Genomic DNA, 20,692 nt, shown 5'->3' on the forward strand with positions numbered 1-20,692 from the left:
GGTTTAACGGATCAGCTTTGGCGGATCAGCTTTAGCGGGCACGCTTGGCGGATCAGCTGATGCCCAGGCTCTGCATGGTGTTCCGCAGCGTGTCGGCAGAATCCTGCAGGGCCTGCGTCTCGCCGTCATCGAGCGGCATTTCCAGCATCTTGTAGACGCCGCCGGAGCCAACAATGCTGGGCAGCGAGAGGGCCACCCCGGAGATGCCGTGCTCCCCCCGCAGAAGCGCCGAGACAGGAAGGACCGCGTTCTGGGCCTGGAAAACGGCCTCCACAATCCTCACTCCGGCGAGTCCGATCGCGTAGTTCGTGGCACCCTTGCCGGCGATGACCTTGTAAGCCGCGTTCACGACGTCGTCAGTAATTGCGGCAAGCAACTCATCGGTGAAGACCTGGCGGCCGCTGATCTGCCACTCGCGGATGGGCACCGGCCCGATGGTTGCACTGGACCAGACCGGGAACTCGCTGTCCCCGTGCTCGCCGATGATCGTGGCGTGCACGCTGGACATGAGGACATGGGCGGACCGGGCCACCAGCAGCCGAAGGCGGGAGGTGTCCAGCACAGTTCCGGAGGAGAAGATCCGGTTTGTGGGCAATCCGGTGATCTTCTGGGCGGCCACTGTCAGGACGTCGCAGGGGTTTGTCACCAGGACATAGACAGCTTCGGGTGCCTGTTCCATCAGTGCAGGCATCAGCGATTCCATGATCCGGACATTGGCCGCTGCAAGGTCCAGCCGCGTTTGGCCCGGTTTCTGGCGCGCTCCGGCCGTGATGACAATGACGTCGGCTCCGGCCAGCGCTTCAATGTTCCCGCCGCCGGTCACGGTGTTGGCACCCGTGAACTGCGTGCCGTGTGAAAGGTCCAGAACTTCGGCTTCCGCCCGTGCGCTGTCGATGTCGTAAATGGCGATCTCCCGGGCGGCTTCCCGGATGAGGGCGGCGTAGGCCAGCGCGGTCCCCACACCCCCTGCTCCGACGATTCCGAGTTTGGTGACTGGTCTGGTGGTGATGTTGGCCATGACTTTGAGCCTCGCTCATCCTTGGAGGGTTCCCCTAAATGCACTATAGGGCGGGCCCGGCGGCGATGGAACGGGTCAATGGCGGGCTGTATCCCAGGGAGCGGAAACCGGCCCCGGGTCTCCTCCAGCATCAGCGCCGAGCGGCGCAAGTCTCGGGTTCCCCCGTCCGCCATCTGACTGTCTCAGATACATTGAGCCACCATGCCGACGGAGGGAAGCAGCATGCGTCGCCTCAACTCAGTGCCCACGGAACGATTCCATCTTTGGTTGATGCTGGCGTCGACCTTTTCCACCGGAGTGATCGACGCCCTGGGATATTTAGGGCTCGATCAGGTTTTTACCGGGAACATGACCGGCAATGTGTTGCTTTTGGGGATGGCGTTTGCCGGCGGAGCAGACCTCCCAACGCTTCGTCCTGCCCTGGCTTTGGTGTGTTTTATGCTCGGTGCGGCGCTGGCCGGGAGGGTGCTGCGGCGCGGATCTGATGGCTGGTCCCGGCAGGTGTCCGCGGCCCTGACAGTTGTTGCAGGCTGGATCGCTCTGCTGGCCGTGTTTACCGCGGTGATTGATGTGCAGGCGGAGGAAATTCTTGGCAGCGTCACGACGTCGTCAATGGCTGCCGCGATGGGGATCCAGGCCGCAACGGCGAGGCATCTCAAAGTCGCTGAGATTTCCACCGTCGTCGTCACGTCCACAATCACCGGGTTGGCATCAGATTCCCGCTTGGCTGGTGGGGACAGCCATTTCTGGGCCAGGCGGGTTTTGGCCATCTCGCTCATTTTGATGGGGGCGGTTGCTGGTGCCGGTCTCTTGAACGCGGGCTTGTGGCTGGGGTTTACGGTTTCCGCGCTGATCTCCACGGCGGTGGCCCTTTTGGGTGCCCTTCGGCACCACCGAGAGCGCCGGTCTGTGGCAGGGGTTTAGGATTCCGGTTCTGTGGTGGACGCCGGCCGGAGACGGCGCTGTCGCCGATGTTCGCCGTCGCCTCCGATGTTCGCCGTCGCCAATTGCCGCCGTCGCCTCATCGACCGGTTTACCGTCAGCTCGCACATGCCGGTTCGGCCGGCGCGGCAGCCCAAACGCCCCCTGAACCTGTTCCCGACAAGACAAGTACCGCCGGCTCGGAGACCAGTAATTGAAGGGGACGATATAGCCCGTTTTGAGGCTTGGAATGTCGGTGGCGGCTGAAAGTGTGGGGGGTATGAACAGCTCCCCAGGCACCCCGCCTTCCCAGACTTCGGGTCGGGAAAACAGTGGCGCGTCCGGGACGCTGGACAGTTCCGGAATCCCGGCCGTGTTTTGTGCTGATCCGCAGGCGGTTTCATCGGTGGCGGAGATTCCGGAGGGGTTTGATGGGCGCTTGTCGCTGCGTTCGGTGGAGGGGCTGGGGTTTGCAGAGACGGTTGGCGCCTTAGAGCGGTTCGGGGTGCTGATCTCCTGGGCGCAGGCACAGCAGGCCAAGGTCACGGCCCGGCTGGAGGAGCTCTTCGCCCGCGACATTGCCCGGGCTGCCGGCCGGGAGGACCCTTCCTTAGCGCTGTCCCTCGCCGCGGCGGAGGCCGGCGCCGTGTTGAACCTGCCGCATATGAGCGCGATGCATTTGGTAAGCGAGTCGTCCCGGTTGGAGAGGGAGCATCCCCAGACCTTGGCCCGGCTGGCCGAGGGACGGATCGGGTACCAGCACGCGCGGATCATCCTGGACGAAACCCAGTACCTGCCCGACGTTCCGGTTCGGGGCCCTGGTTTGGCGACACATCCGGGCCCAGACTCTGGCACTGGCACAGGCACTGGCGCCGGGACCAGCCCTCAGGGCGAACCGGATCCCGGCAGTACGAATTCCGGTGACCATGGGGATAATCAGGCCACCCTGCTGGACCGCAACCTGCTCAGCCCGGAAGACCAGGAAGATGGAAACTCCGGTGCGGAGCCAGAGGCGGCTCCGGCTGGCAATGGTCCTGACCGGATGGGTGTGCGGCAGCGCTTCGAGGCGGATCTGCTCCGTTGCGCGGAAGGGCGAACCGCTGCCGGGTTTGGCCGGAAAGCCCGCCGTCTGCGGGAGTCCCGGTTCCCGCAGACAATTTCTGTCCGGCACCGGGATGCTGTGGAGAAGCGGCGGGTGTGTTTCGAGGCGCTTCCTGACGGGATGTCCTGTTTGACTGCGTTCCTCGCCGCGGAAAAGGGCCAGGCCATATACACGGCGTTGTCTGCCTCCGCACGAGCTGGAAAGTCGGCTGGGGATCCCCGGAGCGTTGACCAGCTGCGTGCCGACACTCTGGCTACGGTCCTGCTCGACGGCGGTCCAAGGGGGAAAACTCCGAACGTCGGTGAACAACCGGTTCCTGCGGGCCCGGAGGAGGGTGGCCCGTCCTGCGGCGGTTCCAGCCCAGCAGCGGAGGACAGCCCCGGTACCGAAGGCTCCCGCGAGACGGGAGAACCTGACGTGCGTTCGACCGCCCCCGCCGGCGCGGGACCTCGGCAGGCGTCCCGGTCGGGACGGAATGACAGACGCGCAGAACGCTCCCGGTCAGGACCACGGTCCCCCTCCGTGACCCGGCCCCGGGTGAGGACTGAGGTGAGAACTCAGGTGAGGACTGAGGTGATGGTGCTGATCAACGCTGACACCCTCGCCGGTCTGGACCAGGCACCGGCAGAGCTGAACGGCTATGGTCCTATCAGCGCCGAAACCGGACGGAAAATGATCCTGCAGGCCCTGAACTGGACACCTCTGCTGCAGGATTCGGCCTCCGGCGAAATCCTGGCCGTGGGACGGCGGCGGCGAATCCCTGCGGGACTCAAACGCTGGCTCCAAGCCCGCGACGGGACCTGCCGGTTCCCCGGCTGCGCCGTCAACGTAGCCCGCTCCGAGATCGACCACACCAGGCCCTGGGCTCGAGGCGGACCCACCGAGCACTCAAACCTTGAACATCTCTGCCCCAAACACCACCGCTTCAAAACCCTCGGCTATTGGAAAGCCCGCCGACCCGAACCCGGTGCCCTCGACTGGACCTCGCCGACGGGAAGAACCTATACCACCGAACCCGCGCTCGGGCTCGGCAGTCCTCCCGGCGCCGGATTCCCGCTGACATCAGAACCAAGCGCACTTTGGCGCGACGAGGACGCCGGCACGGTTGAATCCGCGGACCCTCCTCCTTTTTAAGGCAAGAGCTCCGCTCCTCGGTCCCCAGGCCCCCGCTCAGCCAGCCCAGCCCTCCCCAGCACAGCCCTCCCCAGCCCAGCCCTCCCTAGCCCTTCCCGGGCCAGCGCATCGTTCTCCTCGAAAGAGGACATGGCTAGAGTGGTCCCATGCTGGAGCAGAATGCCAGGGATTGGTCACCAGTCAGTACGGACCGTCTGCTGCTGCGCCGGCCGCTCGCACGTGACGAAGGCGCAGCTATCGACCTCCATACCGATCCCCGGACCAATGTCCACCACCCCGGGCCGTCAACCGTCACCCGGGCTTCATCCGCACGGACTTTCCACGAGATCCGGCAGCACTGGTACCGTCACGGGTTCGGAGTCTGGACCGTCGTCGACCCTAAAGACCCGCTGACCCTCATCGGCTTCACGGGAGTCTCCCACCGGATCGTCCGCGGCAGGCCTGCCTTGAACCTTTATTACCGCTACTCCCCTGATTACTGGGGCCAAGGGCTGGCAACGGAAGGTGCCCTGGAAGCAGTCCGCCGCTCCGAAGAGCTCCTTCCCGGACTACCTGTAGTCGCCTACACATCCGTGGACAACATCGGCTCCCAACGGACCGCTCTTGCTGCAGGGCTGGAGCGCCGGGAGGACCTCGACGTCGACCGCGGCACCTACATGGACATCTATCTGGCCAAAGGCTGGTAATCCAGGCAGCAATAACGAGGCAAACACCCCCACCCCCTCCGCCAGGTGACAAACAGTTCCTGTCCATCGCCACCCGTAAATTCTGTGCAGGGATCCATGTGGGGCCAGGCTCGGCTTACCCTGTAAATACCTACAGACCGCTTTTCCCACCCACTCCCACGGCCAGGATCCAGCCCGCCAGAAGCGGGTCTTCAGCTGGCCTCGGCACGTCGGCAGCTGGACCCGGCACGGAGGGTTTTATGGAGAGCTTCACCCCAACGACAAACCCGGTCGGCGAAAGCATCGCTCTTTCCGCACTTCTGGCCCTGGTTCCGCTGCTGGTCTTCTTCCTGCTGCTGGCCTTCGCAAAAACCAAGGCCTACATCGCTGGAGCCTGCGCGCTGGCTGCCGCCCTTGTGATCGCCGTCCTGGGCTTTGGCATGCCAGTCGGGCTGGCGTTCCTATCCGCAACCCAGGGCGCGGCCTTTGGCCTGTTCCCCGTTGTCTGGATCATTGTGATGGCCGTCTGGCTGTACCAGGTCACGGTGCGCAGCGGACGTTTCGAGGATCTCCGGCGCGTGTTCGACACCGTGGGCGGCGGCGACATTCGAGTCCAGGCCCTGCTGGTGGCGTTCTGCTTCGGCGGGCTGCTGGAGGCGCTGGCCGGGTTCGGCGCTCCGGTCGCGATCACGGTCACCATGCTGCTGGCCATCGGCATTGCACCAATCCGTGCCGCTACTGCCGTGCTGGTCGCCAACACGGCACCGGTCGCCTTCGGTGCGCTGGCCATCCCCATTACGACGGCGGCGAACCTGACCAGCTACACCGGCGACGAAATCGGAGCCGTCGTCGGACGGCAGACCCCGCTGCTGGCCTTCATCGTCCCGCTGATCCTGCTCTTCATCCTCGATGGCAGGCGCGGGCTGCGGGAGTGCTGGCCGGTAGCCCTGTTCACCGGCGTCGTCTTCTCGATTTTCCAATTCCTGTGCTCCAACTATTTCTCCTACGAACTCACTGACATTGTTGCGTCGCTTATAGCGATGGCTGCTGCCGTGGCGTTCCTGCGGTTCTGGCAGCCGCGCGGCAGTGCACAGGCCTCCGACCGGATGCACGGTGAGCTGGAAGCCGCCCGCGCTGGGGGCTGGACGCCAGCGGGCGCTAAGGGTAGTGGCGGGACCGGGCCAGAAGGCCACTCCAGAGGGCACGACGGCGGCCCCTCAGCAGCCGCCGGCAGCTCAGGACAGTCCGGCGGCAGTTCAGGACAACCCGGCAGTTCAGGACACTCCGGCACCGGAGGATCCTCGGGGCCGCCGGAATATGTCGGTGGCCAGCGCGGTGCGCACGCTGCCGGAAGTGCCGCTGAACGCGGGACCGGGAAGAGTGCCAGCACAGGCGGACTGGACGGTCAGGGCCAGGACCGGCTCACGCCGTCGCGCGGTTGGATGGCCCTGTTCCCGTACGTCCTGGTGATCGTCATCTTCGGCATCGCCAACCTCTGGACGCTCGGGGTGGATATCCCGGAGGCCCTCGCCAGAACCACCGTCGAAATCCCCTGGCCATGGCTCCACGAGGCCCTGCTGGATGCCGACGGTCAGACGCAGTCCTCCACGATCTACAGCTTCGATTGGCTGGTCAGTCCCGGAACCCTGCTGCTGATCAGCGGCCTGATCGTGGCCCTGGTCTACTCACGTTTTGATGACCGGGGCCGCTATCCGCTGACCATGGGCGGAGCCATGCAGGAAATGTGGCTTACCGCCAAGCGGATGAAATCCGCTGCGCTGACCATCCTGGGGGTCCTGGCGCTGGCGTACGTGATGAACTTTTCCGGCCAGACCATCTCCATCGGAACCTGGCTGGCGGCGACAGGTGCATTCTTCGCATTCCTGTCTCCGGTGCTCGGGTGGATCGGCACGGCAGTGACCGGCTCCGACACCTCGGCCAACGCCCTGTTCGCAAAGCTGCAGGAGACGGCCGGCCAGGCTGCCGGGCTGGATCCCAAGCTGATGGTCGCGGCGAACACCGGCGGCGGGGTCATGGGCAAGCTGATTTCCCCGCAGAACCTGGCAATCGGGGCCGCCGCAGTGAATATGAGCGGGCAGGAGTCCGTCCTGTTCCGGAAGGTCTTTGGCTGGAGTGTGGGCCTGCTGCTGGCACTGTGTGTGATCGTCTTCCTGCAGTCCACGCCCGTACTGAGCTGGATGATCCCCGGGTGAGCACGGGATCATCCAGCTGACGGGTCAGTAACTCGCCGGACTCCCCTGCGTCTCCGCGGATTCCTGCGGCAGGTACTTGGCGGCAAGCGCCTCGGAGGCGCGGGCCAGCAGCGCGACGTCGGCCCCCACCAGGATGAAGTCGACCCCGGCATCGAGATACCGCCGCGCGGTGGCCTCAGCGAATGCGTTGACGCCCACCGGAACACCCAGGTCCTTGGCCGTGCGGATGCACCGCTCGACGGCGGCCACCACCTCCGGGTGTTCCTGCTGCCCGAGGTAACCCATCGAGGCAGCCAGGTCCGAAGGGCCGACAAAGATCCCGTCCACACCGTCGGTTGCGGCAATCGCTGCCACGTTGGCCACGGCCTCAGCGGTTTCGACCTGCACCAGCAGGGTGACCGTTTCATCAGCGCGGGCGAGGTAGTTCTCGATCCGATTCCAGCGGGAGGCCCGGGCCAGGGCGCTGCCCACCCCGCGGACCCCGTGCGGCGGATAGCGGACGGCTGCGACGGCGGCCGCAGCCTGGTCCGCAGTATCCACCATCGGAACCAACAGGTTCTGCGCACCGAGGTCCAGGTACTGCTTAATCAGCACCGTGTCATTGATCGGCAGCCGCACCACCGGCTGGATCGGATAACCTGCCGCGACCTGCAGCTGCACGCTGATCGACTCCAGGCTGTTGATGCTGTGCTCACCGTCGATCAGCAGCCAGTCCAGGCCGGAGCCGGCACAGATCTCGGTGACCAGCGGATTGCCGGTGCATGCCCACATCCCCACCCGGGCACGGCTGCCCGGCGTCAGATCGGCTTTGAACGGAGTGTGGGGGTCTACTCGAAACGGCATGTCACTGATCCCAGCTGTCCGTAGTCTGCGTGGACGGTATCTCCCTTATGGACCCACATGGGCCGGGTGAAGGAGCCCGCCAGGATGATCTCGCCGGCGCCCAGGGTTGTGCCGTGGGCGGCAAGCTTGTTGGCCAGCCAGTAGACCCCGGCCGCCGGATGGTTCAGGACACCGGCAGCGACGCCGGTTTCCTCAATGGTCTGGTTCTTGTACAGCAGGGCCGCAACCCAGCGGAGATCGACGTCGGACACCTTCACCGGGCGCCCGCCCACCACCATGGCACCCATCGCCGCATTGTCGGAGATGGTGTCCACGATGGTGCGGCCTTCCATCTCGATCCGGGAGTCCAGAATTTCCAGGGCCGGGACCACGTACTCGGTGGCGTCCAGTACATCGAAGATGCTGCAGTTCGGGCCGGAGAGCGGCTTGCCCAGCACAAAGGCCAGCTCCACTTCGATCCGCGGATGGGTGTACGCGTCCCACTGCACGGTGCAGCCGTTTTCCAGCACCATGTTGTCGAAAATGACGCCGTAGTCCGGTTCGGTGATCCCGGTGGCGGCCTGCATCGCCTTGGACGTCAGGCCGATCTTCCGGCCGACCAGCTTCCGTCCGCTCTCCTGCATCCGCCGGCTCCACACGTTCTGCACGGCGTAGGAGTCCTCCACCGTCATCTCCGGGTAGCGGGACGTCAGCCGGGGAACCGGGACGCGGTTCGCGCCCGCTGCCACCAGTTCATCGGCGATCTTCTCAATGGTTTGCTGCTCGAGCACGTAACTGCACCACTTTCCGGGAAAACGCTGTCCGCTCCATAACGGCTGATCAGGATTGTATATGATCCACGACACATTTCTTCGGCGCCGGGCGGTCCGGCTTCTGCCCGGCTGGGCTGAGGTCGGGCGCAGGGCTGGATTCGCGGGAGCCGAAAACTCCCGGGCCCTGGAACTCCCGGCCCGGCCCCCGCCCACACACCGCACCCGTGGCACCCGGATTCGTGGACACCCCCGGCCAGGCTGGCTAGGGTGGCAGGCATGAGCCCACATACGCCCGAAGGCGGCAGCCTGCTGTCCGGATTCTCCCTCGAAATGACCGGCAAGGACGTCGAGGCCCTGCACGCGGCACAGGATGTGCTGCCGGCCGGAACCCGGGTGAACGTAACCTTCCTGGGCAACGAAGACCTGCCGATGCGCCTGGCGGCGGCGTCGGCCGTGAAATCCGCAGGACTGGTGCCGGTGCCGCACATTTCCGCCCGCAGGCTGGGGTCAACTGCCGAGCTGGAAAAGTTCCTCGGCACGCTCGCCGATGCCGGCGCCGTGGAGGACCTGTTCGTGGTGGGCGGTGACCCCGCTGAGCCGATGGGTCCGTACGAAGACTCGCTCGGCGTCATCCGTTCCGGGCTGCCCGCTGCTTACGGTGCCCGGCACATCAGCATCGCCGGCTATCCGGAGGGGCATCCGGACATCAGCAGCGGGACCCTCTGGACGGCCCTGCTGGCCAAAGCCGAGGCCCTCCAGGAGCAGGGACTTGAGGCGTCCATCATCACCCAGTTCGGCTTTGACACGGCACCGGTCCTGGCCTGGCTGGAAGAACTGCGCGACCGCGGCGTCACCATCCCGGTCCGGATTGGCGTCCCCGGGCCGGCGGGCATCAAGCGGCTGCTCGGCTACGCCCGCCGGTTCGGTGTGGGGACCTCGGCCGGGATTGCCCAGAAGTACGGGTTCTCACTGACGAACCTGCTCGGCACCGCCGGCCCGGACCGTTTCCTCCGTGACCTGGCCGGAACCTACGATCCCGCCCGGCACGGCACGGTCCAGCTGCACTTCTACACGTTCGGCGGGCTGCGGGCCACGGCGGAATGGGTCCGGGACTTCCAGGAGCATTAGGCTCCCGCAAACCCCGGACCCACGGAACATCCCCGGCCCGGCATGCCCGGTCCCGCCGGTGCCCGGCTAGTACGCCGGAAGCAGCGTCTCCATGTCCGGAATCTCCTCGACCAGCCCGCGGTCCAGGGAAATCCGGGCCACCTCCTCAACCGAGGCACCGTTCACCTCGGTGCTGTACCGGGGCAGGGTCAGCTGCTCGATCACCTCAGGCTTGAGCGAGGTGTAGCTGGGCAGGATGGCACGGACCTTGTCCGGGTTCGCCTCTGCAAACTCCTGTGAAGCCTTGAGTGCACGGACAAACTTCTCCACGGTTTCCGGATTTTCCTGGATGTACTCGTCTGAAGCGAAATAGACGGCCACCGTCAGGTCATCCACCGGCTCGGCGTAATTGGAGAACACCGGAACGGCGCCGTCGGCCTTGGCAATGGTCACAAAGGGTTCGACGGCGGCAATCGCGTCCACGGTTCCGGCAGCGAGCTGCCCGGACAGTTCGGGGAACGGTATCTCCACGAACTCGATGCTCTCGTAATCCCCTCCCGCCTGCTTCACGGCCTCAGAGATGGTGGAGTCGGAAATATTGTTCAGCGTGTTCACGCCGACTTTTTTGCCTTCGAGATCCTTGGTGGTCTCAATACCACTGTCCGGCTTGGTCATCACGGCGGCAAAGTCCGCATCAGGGTCGCCGGTGGAGCTGCCCCCGGGAGCCACCATCTGCACCGGCAAGCCCTTCGAACGTCCCACGATCATGGAGGTGATGTTGGAGAAGCCAAAATCCATCTGCCCTGAAGTCACCGCCGGAACGATGGCCGCTCCGCCCTGGGCCAGGGTGAGGGTGACGTCCAGGCCTTCCGCCTCAAAGAGGCCTTCCTCGACCCCGAGATAAATCGGCGCCACGTCCACGATAGGAATAACCCCCACCTCAATGGCCGTGAGCCCTTCGGCTGCGGGAGACCCGCTGCTGGTTTCGTCAGTGGAGGACAGCGACCCCGATCCGCACGCCGTCAGGCCAAGCAGCGCCGCCGTTGCCGCTGCTGCAACCAGTTTCCTCATGGGTGTCTCCTCGTTTCGTCGCGGGCCAACCCGCGGCTTTGTGTGTGATGCATCACACACTATCTACCAAGATAGATATTGACTAGGGCCCCTAATCGGGGCCCCGGACCCTCGACATGTCTATGGGCATAGATATATGGTCGGCGCACCGGCTTTGCCCGGCTCCCCGTCCGACAGAAACAGAGGTTCATCGTGGCACCAAAGAATCTGCAGGAAGTCCTGGATGCGTCCCAGGGAACGGTCGATCTGCTCCGTAATTCGCAGATCGGCGCTTACATTTATCCCGTCGTCGCCCCGGAATTCACCAACTGGCGCAGCGAACAGCGGGCCTGGCGGGAAACCGCTGTCCTGTTCGACCAGTCCCATCACATGGACAACGTCTTCATCAAGGGCCCCGACGCCCTGAAGCTCATCTCGGACACCGCGGTGAACAGCGTCGCGAACTTCCCGGTCAACAAGGCCAAGCAGTACGTCCCGACCACACCGTCCGGCCACGTGATCGGCGACGGCATCCTCTTCCACCAGGAACAGGACGAATATGTGTACGTCGGGCGGGCACCGGCAGCCAACTGGCTGCTGTTCAACGCCGAGACCGGCGGATACGACCTGGAGATCGAGGTGGACCGGCGGTCGCCGTCGCGCCCCATGGGCCAGCCGGTCCGCCGGCGCTACTGGCGGTTCCAGATCCAGGGACCCAACGCCTGGCAGATCATCGAGAGCCTCAACGGCGGCCCGCTGGAGCAGCTGAAGTTCTTCAACATGGACACCATGACCATTGCCGGAGAACGTGTGCGAACCCTCCGGCACGGCATGGCCGGGGCGCCGGGCCTGGAGATCTGGGGCGATTACGGCTCCTATGACAAGGTCCGGGACGCGATCATGGCAGCCGGCACTGACTTCGGCATGGCCGCCGTCGGCTCCCGCGCCTACCCTTCCAACACCTTGGAATCAGGCTGGATCCCTTCGCCCCTGCCCGCCATCTACACCGACGAGCGGCTGCGCCCGTACCGCGAATGGCTCGGCGCCGACAGCTACGAGGCAACCAACGCCGTCGCCGGCAGCTTTGTCTCGACCGATATCGAGGACTACTACCTGACTCCCTGGGAGCTGGGTTACGGTTCCTTCGTGAAATTTGACCACGACTTCATCGGCCGCGAGGCCCTGGAGGCCATGGATCCGGCGGCCCAGCGCCGCAAGGTCACCCTGGCCTGGAATGAGGAAGACCTGGGCCGGATCCTCACCTCGCAGCTGGACACCACCGGAACTCCGTACAAGTACTTCGACCTGCCGCTGGCCAACTACGGCTCCTCGAACTACGACGCGGTGGTCGACGCCGACGGTAATACCGTGGGCGTGTCCATGTTCACCGGCTACTCCGCCAATGAGCGGCGCGGCCTGTCCCTGGCAACCGTGAACCCGGACGTTCCCGAGGGCACCGAACTGCGTGTGGTCTGGGGCGAGCCCGACGGCGGCACCGCCAAGACCACTGTGGAGCCGCACCAGCAGCTCGAGGTCCGGGCCGTGGTCAGTCCGATCCCCTACTCGGAAACGGTGCGCAAGGACTACAAGGGCGGCTGGCGCACCGGCTACACCGGGAGCTAACCCCGGCCAGCACCAGCTAGCTCCGGACGATAATCACATCCAGGGTGCGCGGACCGTGCACACCCTCGACGCGTTCCAGCTCGATGTCGCTGGTGGCACTCGGACCGCTGATCCAGGTTAGCGGCCGGGTGCCGTCCAGCCGGCGGAGCGCCTCCGGCAGGATGGTCGTGATGTCCGCGGCCCGGACCACGCAGATGTGGTGGTCGGGTACCAGGGAAATGGCACGGCGGCCCTGGTTGGGGCTGCCGTCCAGCATGATCGTGCCGGTTTCGGCAACCGAGACGGCACTGCCCGTTACGACGGCGGCGGTCGCATCGAGCTCGGCAACGCTCAGCGGCGCTCCGGTCGAGTCGGTCCGGCGGCGGCCGGGTACGGCGGCGTCGGCAGCTGCCAGCCAGTCGCCGTCGATGCCTTCGGGCACCACGTAGCTGGCGGCGCCGTCGAGCAGTTCCGCGATCCGGGCGCCGATTCCGGCTTCGTCCAGGACCGTGACTCCGGCTTTGTAGTCTTCCAACCGGTCCACGAGCATGGCGATCCGCTCAGTCTCAGGGACCTCAACGGCGCTGCGGTAATCCCGGGGAACTTCGGGGACCTCCGGTGAGTCGCGCAGCGCGTCCCGCAGGCGGCCCAGGATCTCTTCGCGTGCACTCATGCCTTCGTCTCCCCCTGCTTTGCCGCGTCGCCCGGTTGTTCCATAGCCGCGGTGTGTTCCTTGGCCCACCAGTCCCGGAAGGACTGGGCGGGCGGCGCGGGGATGTCCCTGCTCTGGGTCCAGCCGGCGGCAATGCCCGGCAGTTTGGTAATTTTCTTCTTCCGGCCGGCGGCCAGCCGGCCGAGCGGCAGGCCCTTCTCCAGCAGGCCCAGGTTCCGGCCGCGGGAGAACGCCCAGGAGGCGCCCTTCATCATCAGGTCCATCTGGGTGGGCAGCTTTTTGGTGCCGCGCTTGGAATCCACGTCCTCGGCGCGCAGGTGCACCAGGATTTCCGGAATGTTGATCTTCACCGGGCAGGCGTCGTAGCAGGCGCCGCACAGCGACGAGGCGTACGGCAGCGAGCTGTTTTCCTCCGACTTGATGCCGGTCATCATCGGCGAGAGGATCGCGCCGATCGGTCCCGGATAGGTGGAGCCGTAGGCATGCCCGCCGGTGCGCTCATAGACGGGGCAGACGTTCATGCACGCGCTGCAGCGGATGCAGTGCAGGGCCGAGCGGCCCATCTCATCCGCCAGCGCGGCGCTGCGGCCGTTGTCCAGCAGCACCAGGTGCACGTTCTGCGGGCCGTCGCCTTCGGTGACACCTGTCCACAGCGAGGTGTAGGGGTTCATCCGCTCGCCGGTGGAGGAGCGCGGGAGCAGCTGCATAAAGACTTCGAGGTCCTGCCAGGTCGGCAGCAGCTTTTCCACGCCCATCACGGTGATCAGGGTTTCGGGCAGGGTCAGGCACATCCGCCCGTTGCCTTCGGATTCAACGACGGCGAGGGTCCCGGCGTCGGCGATTGCGAAGTTGGCACCGGAGACGGCCACCTTGGCGGAGAGGAACTTGCGGCGCAGGTGCGAGCGGGCGGCCTCGGCCAGCTTGGCCGGGTCATCGGTGAGCTCCGGATCCACGCCGGGCACTTCGCGCAGGAAGATCTCGCGGACCTGCGTACGGTTCTTGTGGATGGCCGGGACCAGGATGTGGCTGGGCTTGTCGTGGTCCAGCTGCACGATCAGCTCGGCAAGGTCGGTCTCGAAGGCGGCAATGCCCTGCTCTTCGAGGTATTCGTTCAGGCCGATTTCCTGGGTGGCCATGGACTTGACCTTGACTACCTCGTCCACACCTTCGGCGCGGATCAGGTCGCGGACAATTTCGTTGGCTTCGTCGGCGTCGCGTGCCCAGTGGATAATTCCGCCGCGGGCGGTGAAGTTGGCCTCGAACTGCTCCAGCAGTTCGGGCAGCCGGGCCATCACGGATTCCTTCACGGCGCTGCCGGCAGTGCGCAGCTCTTCCCAGTCAGGCAGCTCGCCGACCACGCGCAGCCGCTTGTCGCGGATCGTGTGGGTGGCGTGACCGAGGTTGGCGCGAAGCTGGGCGTTCCCCAGTTCCCGCTTGGCAGCAGTGGGGAAGGATTCGACGGCGTTGAGGTTGCCGCGCCCGAAGACTGGCAGGGTGGGCATGCCCAGGTAGGTGCTCATCGTCCGGCCTTTCCGCTGACGAGGATCTCTCCGGTGACGGAGACCGGATTTTCCTTGGTGCTGGCCAGGATCTCGGCGAAGTGCAGGGTGGTGGCGCTGGCCCCTTCGCGGGACAGTCCGCCGCCGATGTGCAGCAGGCAGGAAGCGTCCCCGCCGGAACACAGCGAGGCACCGGTCGAGGTGATGTTGGCGGTTTTGTCCGCCAGCATCGCGGAGGAAACGTCCGCGTTCTTCATCGAGAAGGTTCCGCCGAAGCCGCAGCACTGGTCGGCTTCGGGCAGATCGGCCATTTCGATCCCGCCCACGGAGGAGAGCAGGTTCAGCTGCCGGTCACCGAGGCGCAGCAGCCGCATGCCGTGGCAGCTGGGGTGGTAGGTGACCTTGTGCGGGAACCAGGAGCCCAGCTGTTCGGCGGCGTTGGTGATACCGAGGACATCGGTCAGGAGTTCGGAGAGTTCGTACGTCTTGGCGCCAACAGCTTCGGCCTGTGCCTCCAGCGCGGTGTCGCCGCAGGACCGGGCGATCATCGGGTGCTGGTGCTTGACCGAACCGACGCAGGAACCCGACGGTGCGACGGCGACGTCGTATCCGGCGGGGTCGAACGCCTCCACGTGGTTGCGGACCACGGGGACCGCCTCGGGGAAGTACCCCGAGTTCACGTGCATCTGCCCGCAGCAGGCCTGGCCGGACGGGAACACGACCTCGTGTCCCAGCCGCTCCAGGATGGATACCGTGGCACGGGCTGTCCGTGGATACATCGCATCCACGATGCAGGTGGCAAATAGTGCAATTCTCATGGCTGCCTCTCAGCGGGATGTCCCCGGGGCCGGTGTGGTCTGACCATACTAGGCACGTTATGAGCAACACACCAAGGGGGCCCGCGGCTGGTGGCCATGATCACACGCTTCCCAGTGGTGCGCTAGACTTCCATGGCCTGACCATTGTGGTCTGACCAACTCCCCCGCCAGTTCTTCTCTTTCCCGGAGGTCCCCCGTGGATCACTTCACCGCCAGCACCGATCCGGTGTCCGGCAGCGTCGCCGCGTCAGCCATCGTGGCTCTCGTACCCCTGCTCACGTTCTTCATTCTCTTGGCGTTCGTGAAGGTAAAGGCCCACGTTGCCGGTGCGCTTTCCCTGGTGGTGGCCATCGCCGTCGCTGTCTTTGCCTTCAAAATGCCGGCAGGCCTGGCCCTGCTCTCCGCTTCCCAGGGCGCTGTGTTCGGCGCATTCCCGGTGGTCTGGATTGTGATCATGGCCATCTGGCTGTACCAGATCACGGTGGTCAGCGGCCGGTTCGAGGACCTTCGCCGCGTCTTCGACGTCATCGGCGGCGGGGACGTCCGCATCCAGGCGATCCTCGTGGCGTTCTGCTTCGGCGGCCTGCTCGAAGCCCTCGCCGGGTTCGGCGCCCCCGTGGCCATCACCGCCACCATGCTGGTTGCCCTGGGCCTGAAGCCCATGAAGGCAGCAGCAGCCGTGCTGGTGGCCAACACCGCTCCGGTCGCCTTCGGGGCCATGGCCATCCCGATCACCACGGCTGCCAACCTCACCGGACTGGACGCCGATCACATCGGTGCCGTCGTGGGACGCCAGGCACCCGTGCTGGCCATCATTGTGCCGCTGATCCTGGTCTTCATCCTCGACGGATTCCGCGGCGTCAAGGACACCTGGCCTGCGGCCCTGGTTACCGGTGCTGCGTTCTCCATTGCCCAGGTGCTGTGCTCCACGTTCTTCTCCTACGAACTCACGGACATTGTTGCTGCCCTGGCCGGTCTGGGTGCCGCCGTCGTCTTCCTGCGCTTCTGGCAGCCCCGCGGCCTCGACGCCGCCCGCGAACGGATGGGCCTCACCGCTCTCGTCTCGGCCGGCGCAGACCGCCCGGGCACCGGCAGCGGTTCGACCGTCACCGCAGTCCGTGACGAGGACTCCCTGACGCCGTCACGCACCTGGCTGGCCCTGTTCCCGTACTTCCTGGTTATTGTGATCTTCGGCATCGCCAAGCTCTGGAAGCTTGGCGTGGACATCCCGGCGTTCCTGGCCTCCACCGACGTCAAGATTCCCTGGCCGCTCCTGCACGAGCGCCTGGTGGACGAGGCCGGCAACCCCGTTTCCTCCACCATCTACACGTTCAACTGGCTGTCCACCCCGGGTACGCTGCTGCTGATCACGGGCCTGATCGTTTCCTTCGTCTACTCCCGGTACGACGACGGCGGCCGGTACCGCATGAGCGTCGGCAACGGCGTGGCGGAGATCGGCCGCACGGTATGGAACATGCGCTGGGCCGCCCTGACTATCCTGTCCGTGCTGTCCCTGGCCTACGTTATGAACTTCTCCGGACAGACCGTATCCATCGGCACCTGGCTGGCCGGCACCGGCGGGTTCTTCGCGTTCCTCTCCCCCGTCCTGGGCTGGATCGGCACAGCCGTGACCGGCTCCGACACCTCCGCCAATGCCCTCTTTGCCCGCCTGCAGCAGACCGCGGGGCTTGAAGCCGGCATCGATCCGAACCTGCTGGTGGCCGCCAACACCACCGGCGGCGTCGTCGGCAAGCTCATCAGCCCGCAGAACCTGGCCATTGCGGTGACTGCCGTGAAGCTGGACGGACAGGAGTCCGTCCTGCTGCGCAAGGTGGTCGGCTGGAGCGCTGGCCTGCTGCTGCTCCTCTGCACGCTGGTCTACCTGCAGTCGACTCCGATCCTGGGCTGGATGCTTCCGTAGCATCCTGCTCTGATTCCCCCTGGCGCCCTGGCGCCGGGGCCGGAGCGGCAGGGGGTGTGTTCCTTGGGGGGAATCCACCCCCTGCCGCTCCTTTTTTGCGGGACAGCACGGGTTCTTTGGCGGGACAGTGCCGGGTTTTGTTGCGGAACAGTGCCGGGTTCCTCTGCGTGACGGCAGCGGGGAGCCTTTATTGCGGACGCCGGGGAATCCCACAGCCCGCCGTGTAAGGATGTTGCAGTGACTCTTACGGATTCCGCACCCCTCCCGCCGCGCCGGAGCTACGACCTGCTGCTGGAGAACATCGAAGCAGGCCTTCGGTCCGGCGAAATCAAGCTGGGCGACCAGCTCCCCGGCGAACGCACCCTGGCGGAAACCTACGGCATCTCCCGCGCGTCCGTCCGCGAGGGCATCCGGATCCTGGACGCCATGGGGGTCCTGCGTTCCTCCTCCGGGTCCGGCCCGAAGTCCGGCGCCATCATTGTCTCCGAACCCTCCGCCGGATTGTCCTCGGCCCTGCGCCTGCATATGGCAAGCAACCGGCTCCCGGTGGCGGACATCGTGCAGACCCGCGTGCTGCTGGAAACCTGGGCTGCCGAAGCTGCCGCGCAGGCACCGCGCACCGAGGCAACGGCGGCTGCCCTGGACCGGGCCCGCGGCTTGCTGGAAGCCATGGACCGCCCTGACCTGGAGCGGGATGCCTTCCACACCCTTGATGCCCAGTTCCACGTGGAGCTCAGCTCACTGGCCGGCAATGCCGTCATCGAAACCATGATGGCCTCGCTCAGCGGTGCCATCCGCGGCTACGTCAAGGAGGCCATGGATAACTTCGAAGACTGGCCTGGCATCCTTGCTGTGCTGCGGGAGCAGCACCACGGGATTTACGACGCCGTTGCGGCTGCGAATGGCCCCCTGGCCGCCCGGCTGCTCCGCGGCCACATCGAATGGTTCTACGCCCAGATCCCGGCGCACCAGCCAGCGCAGGCTCCGGCGGAGTAATCCAACGCGGGCTCCGGCGGAGTAATCCAACGCGGCGCAGGCGCCCGGGAAGCGCACCTGGTTCTGGCCCGCCTCGAGGGCACTCCCCCCGGCAACTAGGGGGAAAACCCCATAGCAACGGTCTTGAGCCGGGAGAATGATGGAACCATGACACCCACCCACGCTTCCGATCCCGGCGCCACGCCCGGCCTGTCTGCGGCAGACGCCCCTCCGGTGCCGGACGCCCGGCACACCCCGCACCCGCGGCACCCCCGGCACATCCCGCATTCCGAACGGGCCCCGCACTCCCAGCGTCCGCAACCCCGTCCCGCGGAAGGACGCCGTCCGGCGTTTTTCCGCAGCAGCACCTGGCGGGCGTTCGGCTATCACTGGCTCAGCCTGCTGCTGGCTCCCTTCGCCCTGGCCTACGCCGTGAGCACGGTGTCACTGGGTGCTTCCTTCCTGGTCACCTTCGTGGGCCTGATCATCCCGGCGGCGATGGTGGCTGCAGCCCGGTACTGGGGAACCATCAACCGGTCCCTCGCGGCTGCGCTGCTCGGCCGCCCGATCGACGCTCCCCCGCCGTTCACCACCCGGCCGGGGTTCTTCGGTTTTCTCCGTTCCGGCCTCAGTGACACGGCCGGTTGGCGCGCGCTGGCCCACATGGGCGTCAGCTTCGTCACCTCAGTGACGGCCGCCTGCCTGAGCATCAGTTTCCTGGTCACCGGGCTGGGCTGCATGACCCACTGGTTCTGGTCCCGGTGGCTGCCCCCGCAGCAGGCGGCCGACGGGACCTGGCACCGTGGCAGTCAGATCCTCCCGGGTGTCTTCGCTGACAGTTTCTGGTGGCAAGCTGCCTACTTCGCGGTGGGCGTTCTCTTCACCTTCCTGCTCTGGCCAGCGATCAACAACGGTATGGCCCGCCTCCAGGCATCGCTCGCCGCGGGCCTGCTGGGTCCTACCGCCGGCCAGTACCGCGTCCGGGATCTGGAAGCCAGCCGGAGCAGCTCCGTGAAGACCGCTGACGCCCGGCTGGCCCGGATTGAACGGGACCTGCATGACGGGACCCAGGCCCAGCTGGTGGCAATCGCGATGAAGCTCGGCGACGCCAGGGACCGGGCGGCCGGCACCGAAGTTTCCCCGGAACTGCAGCATCTCCTGGACAGTGCCCACGGCACGGCCAAGGAAGCCTTGGAAGACCTGCGCGGCCTCGCCCGCGGCATCCGTCCGGCCGTGCTCAACGACGGCTTGGACACCGCACTGGAATCGCTGGCTGCCACGGCACCCCTGCCCGTGGACCTGTCCTACCGGCTGCCGGTCCGTCCCGCACCGGCGGTGGAAGCAATCGCCTATTACTGCGCGGCCGAGCTGGTGACCAACGCCGTCAAGCATTCCCGCGGCACACGCGTCAGTATCCTGGTGGTCGAGGAGGGAGCTGACATGGTGCTCAGCGTCAAGGACGACGGCACCGGCGGCGCAGCAGGTGGAGGACGTGTTGGCACAGGAACCGGGGCCGGAACTGGCTTGGCAGGCCTGGCGGAACGGGTCCGGACGGTGGACGGCACCATGCGGATTTCCTCACCGGCCGGCGGGCCCACCGTGGTGACGGTCTTCCTGCCGCTTTCCTGAGCTGTTCCCTGAGCTGTTCCCGGGCCGGTTTCGAAAGTGCAGCCCCGGTAAGGCAAGCTGCTGGGATGAAGATTGTCATCGCAGAAGACTCCGCCCTGCTCCGCGCCGGGCTGGTCGAGCTGCTGAATGGCCGCGGGCACCAGGTGCTCGCGGCCGCCGGCGACGCCGAGGAACTGTTCCTGGCGCTGGAAACTGCGGAGCCCGACGTCGTCATCCTGGACAACCGGATGCCGCCCACCCATACCCACGAGGGGATCCGCGCCGCCCTGAAGCTGCGCCAAACCAGGCCGGAGATCGGCGTCCTGCTGCTCTCCCAGTACGTGGAAACCCGCTACGCTGCGCAGCTTTTTGCCGGGCAGCCCAGCGGAACCGGGTACCTGCTCAAGGACCGGGTGGCGGACGTCGCCGATTTCCTCCGCGCCCTGGAACGCATCCGCGGCGGCGAGACCGTCCTGGACCCGGAGGTGGTGCGGCAGCTGATGGGCGCCGGACGCCAGGCAGGGCTGGTTTCCTTGACCCCGCGTGAGCGGGAGGTTCTGGAGCTGATGGCCCAGGGACGGACAAATGCCGGCATCTGTGCTGAACTGTTCCTCTCCGCCGGAGCAGTGGAGAAGAACATCACCTCAATATTCGGCAAGCTGAACCTCCATCCAGCGGCCGGGGACCACCGGCGGGTCCTGGCCGTGCTGCAGTATCTGCAGGCCCCGCACCCTGTGTGGCCTGACCATTTCACGGAAGGCGGGCTCCGGGCCTAGATTTGATCCGGGGCC

Annotated in this window: 17 protein-coding genes and 1 pseudogene; 11 read left to right on the top strand and 7 right to left on the bottom strand. The window is 66.0% G+C overall.

What is annotated here, in order from left to right; all coding sequences use genetic code 11:
- Window positions 1-52 precede the first annotated feature (52 nt).
- Complete coding sequence (locus H9638_RS05550; RefSeq protein WP_191746191.1) at window positions 53-1,018, bottom strand: L-lactate dehydrogenase; 966 nt, start codon at window positions 1,016-1,018, stop codon at window positions 53-55.
- 270 nt (window positions 1,019-1,288) lie between these two features.
- On the opposite strand from H9638_RS05550, the gene H9638_RS05555 reads away from it, so the two are divergent.
- The 5 genes and pseudogenes from H9638_RS05555 to H9638_RS05570 all read left to right on the top strand — a co-directional run bounded on the left by H9638_RS05555 (window position 1,289) and on the right by H9638_RS05570 (window position 7,053).
- Window positions 1,289-1,942, top strand: a complete 654-nt coding sequence (locus H9638_RS05555; protein WP_318241802.1) for a YoaK family protein — start codon at window positions 1,289-1,291, stop codon at window positions 1,940-1,942.
- Between the two features lie 1,039 nt (window positions 1,943-2,981).
- A pseudogene (locus H9638_RS17145) lies at window positions 2,982-3,293 on the top strand (DUF222 domain-containing protein); the annotation flags it as partial.
- Between the two features lie 309 nt (window positions 3,294-3,602).
- Entirely contained in the window at window positions 3,603-4,175 is a 573-nt protein-coding gene (locus H9638_RS16945; RefSeq protein WP_318241789.1) for an HNH endonuclease, read from the top strand.
- Between the two features lie 146 nt (window positions 4,176-4,321).
- Entirely contained in the window at window positions 4,322-4,861 is a 540-nt protein-coding gene (locus H9638_RS05565; protein ID WP_191746194.1) for a GNAT family N-acetyltransferase, read from the top strand.
- Window positions 4,862-5,100: 239 nt separating this feature from the next.
- Window positions 5,101-7,053, top strand: coding sequence for an L-lactate permease (locus H9638_RS05570; RefSeq protein ID WP_191746195.1), 1,953 nt, complete (start codon window positions 5,101-5,103; stop codon window positions 7,051-7,053).
- Between the two features lie 24 nt (window positions 7,054-7,077).
- On the opposite strand, the gene H9638_RS05575 is transcribed toward H9638_RS05570, so the two are convergent.
- Window positions 7,078-7,896 (bottom strand): aldolase/citrate lyase family protein, encoded by an 819-nt coding sequence (locus tag H9638_RS05575; protein ID WP_225217013.1) that lies wholly within the window; start codon window positions 7,894-7,896, stop codon window positions 7,078-7,080.
- Window positions 7,881-8,666 (bottom strand): 2-oxo-hept-4-ene-1,7-dioate hydratase, encoded by a 786-nt coding sequence (hpaH, locus tag H9638_RS05580; RefSeq protein WP_191746196.1) that lies wholly within the window; start codon window positions 8,664-8,666, stop codon window positions 7,881-7,883. The genes H9638_RS05575 and hpaH overlap by 16 nt, the downstream gene beginning before the upstream one ends.
- A 258-nt stretch (window positions 8,667-8,924) precedes the next feature.
- Between hpaH and H9638_RS05585 the strand changes: the two genes are divergently transcribed.
- Window positions 8,925-9,776: a methylenetetrahydrofolate reductase gene (locus tag H9638_RS05585; RefSeq protein WP_191746197.1), complete on the top strand. Its 852-nt coding sequence runs from the start codon at window positions 8,925-8,927 to the stop codon at window positions 9,774-9,776.
- A gap of 66 nt (window positions 9,777-9,842) precedes the next feature.
- On the opposite strand, the gene H9638_RS05590 is transcribed toward H9638_RS05585, so the two are convergent.
- Window positions 9,843-10,826, bottom strand: a complete 984-nt coding sequence (locus H9638_RS05590; RefSeq protein ID WP_191746198.1) for an ABC transporter substrate-binding protein — start codon at window positions 10,824-10,826, stop codon at window positions 9,843-9,845.
- Window positions 10,827-11,018: 192 nt separating this feature from the next.
- Between H9638_RS05590 and ligM the strand changes: the two genes are divergently transcribed.
- Entirely contained in the window at window positions 11,019-12,428 is a 1,410-nt protein-coding gene (gene ligM, locus H9638_RS05595) for a vanillate/3-O-methylgallate O-demethylase (RefSeq protein WP_191746199.1), read from the top strand.
- A 16-nt stretch (window positions 12,429-12,444) separates the two neighbouring features.
- Here ligM and H9638_RS05600 read toward each other — a convergent pair whose 3' ends face one another.
- Genes H9638_RS05600 through H9638_RS05610 form a run of 3 tightly spaced genes read right to left on the bottom strand, consistent with a single transcriptional unit; the run spans window position 12,445 to window position 15,397 of the window.
- Window positions 12,445-13,080, bottom strand: a complete 636-nt coding sequence (locus H9638_RS05600) for a LutC/YkgG family protein (protein ID WP_191746200.1) — start codon at window positions 13,078-13,080, stop codon at window positions 12,445-12,447.
- On the bottom strand, window positions 13,077-14,600 hold the full coding sequence (locus H9638_RS05605) for a LutB/LldF family L-lactate oxidation iron-sulfur protein (RefSeq protein WP_191746201.1): 1,524 nt from the start codon (window positions 14,598-14,600) through the stop codon (window positions 13,077-13,079). Before H9638_RS05605 ends, H9638_RS05600 begins: the two co-directional genes overlap by 4 nt.
- The gene (locus H9638_RS05610) at window positions 14,597-15,397 is read right to left on the bottom strand and encodes a (Fe-S)-binding protein (RefSeq protein WP_191746202.1); all 801 of its coding nucleotides are present in this window, start codon (window positions 15,395-15,397) and stop codon (window positions 14,597-14,599) included. Before H9638_RS05610 ends, H9638_RS05605 begins: the two co-directional genes overlap by 4 nt.
- Window positions 15,398-15,593: 196 nt before the next feature.
- On the opposite strand from H9638_RS05610, the gene H9638_RS05615 reads away from it, so the two are divergent.
- From H9638_RS05615 to H9638_RS05630, 4 genes are all read left to right on the top strand, one after another.
- Entirely contained in the window at window positions 15,594-17,318 is a 1,725-nt protein-coding gene (locus H9638_RS05615; protein ID WP_191746203.1) for an L-lactate permease, read from the top strand.
- A gap of 237 nt (window positions 17,319-17,555) precedes the next feature.
- Complete coding sequence (locus H9638_RS05620) at window positions 17,556-18,314, top strand: FadR/GntR family transcriptional regulator (protein WP_191746204.1); 759 nt, start codon at window positions 17,556-17,558, stop codon at window positions 18,312-18,314.
- Between the two features lie 147 nt (window positions 18,315-18,461).
- Window positions 18,462-19,922 (top strand): sensor histidine kinase, encoded by a 1,461-nt coding sequence (locus tag H9638_RS05625; RefSeq protein WP_191746205.1) that lies wholly within the window; start codon window positions 18,462-18,464, stop codon window positions 19,920-19,922.
- Window positions 19,923-19,987: 65 nt separating this feature from the next.
- Window positions 19,988-20,677 (top strand): response regulator transcription factor, encoded by a 690-nt coding sequence (locus tag H9638_RS05630; protein WP_191746206.1) that lies wholly within the window; start codon window positions 19,988-19,990, stop codon window positions 20,675-20,677.
- Window positions 20,678-20,692: the final 15 nt, after the last annotated feature.

This window comes from Arthrobacter pullicola (genome assembly GCF_014836875.1).
Lineage (GTDB): Bacteria > Actinomycetota > Actinomycetes > Actinomycetales > Micrococcaceae > Arthrobacter_B > Arthrobacter_B pullicola.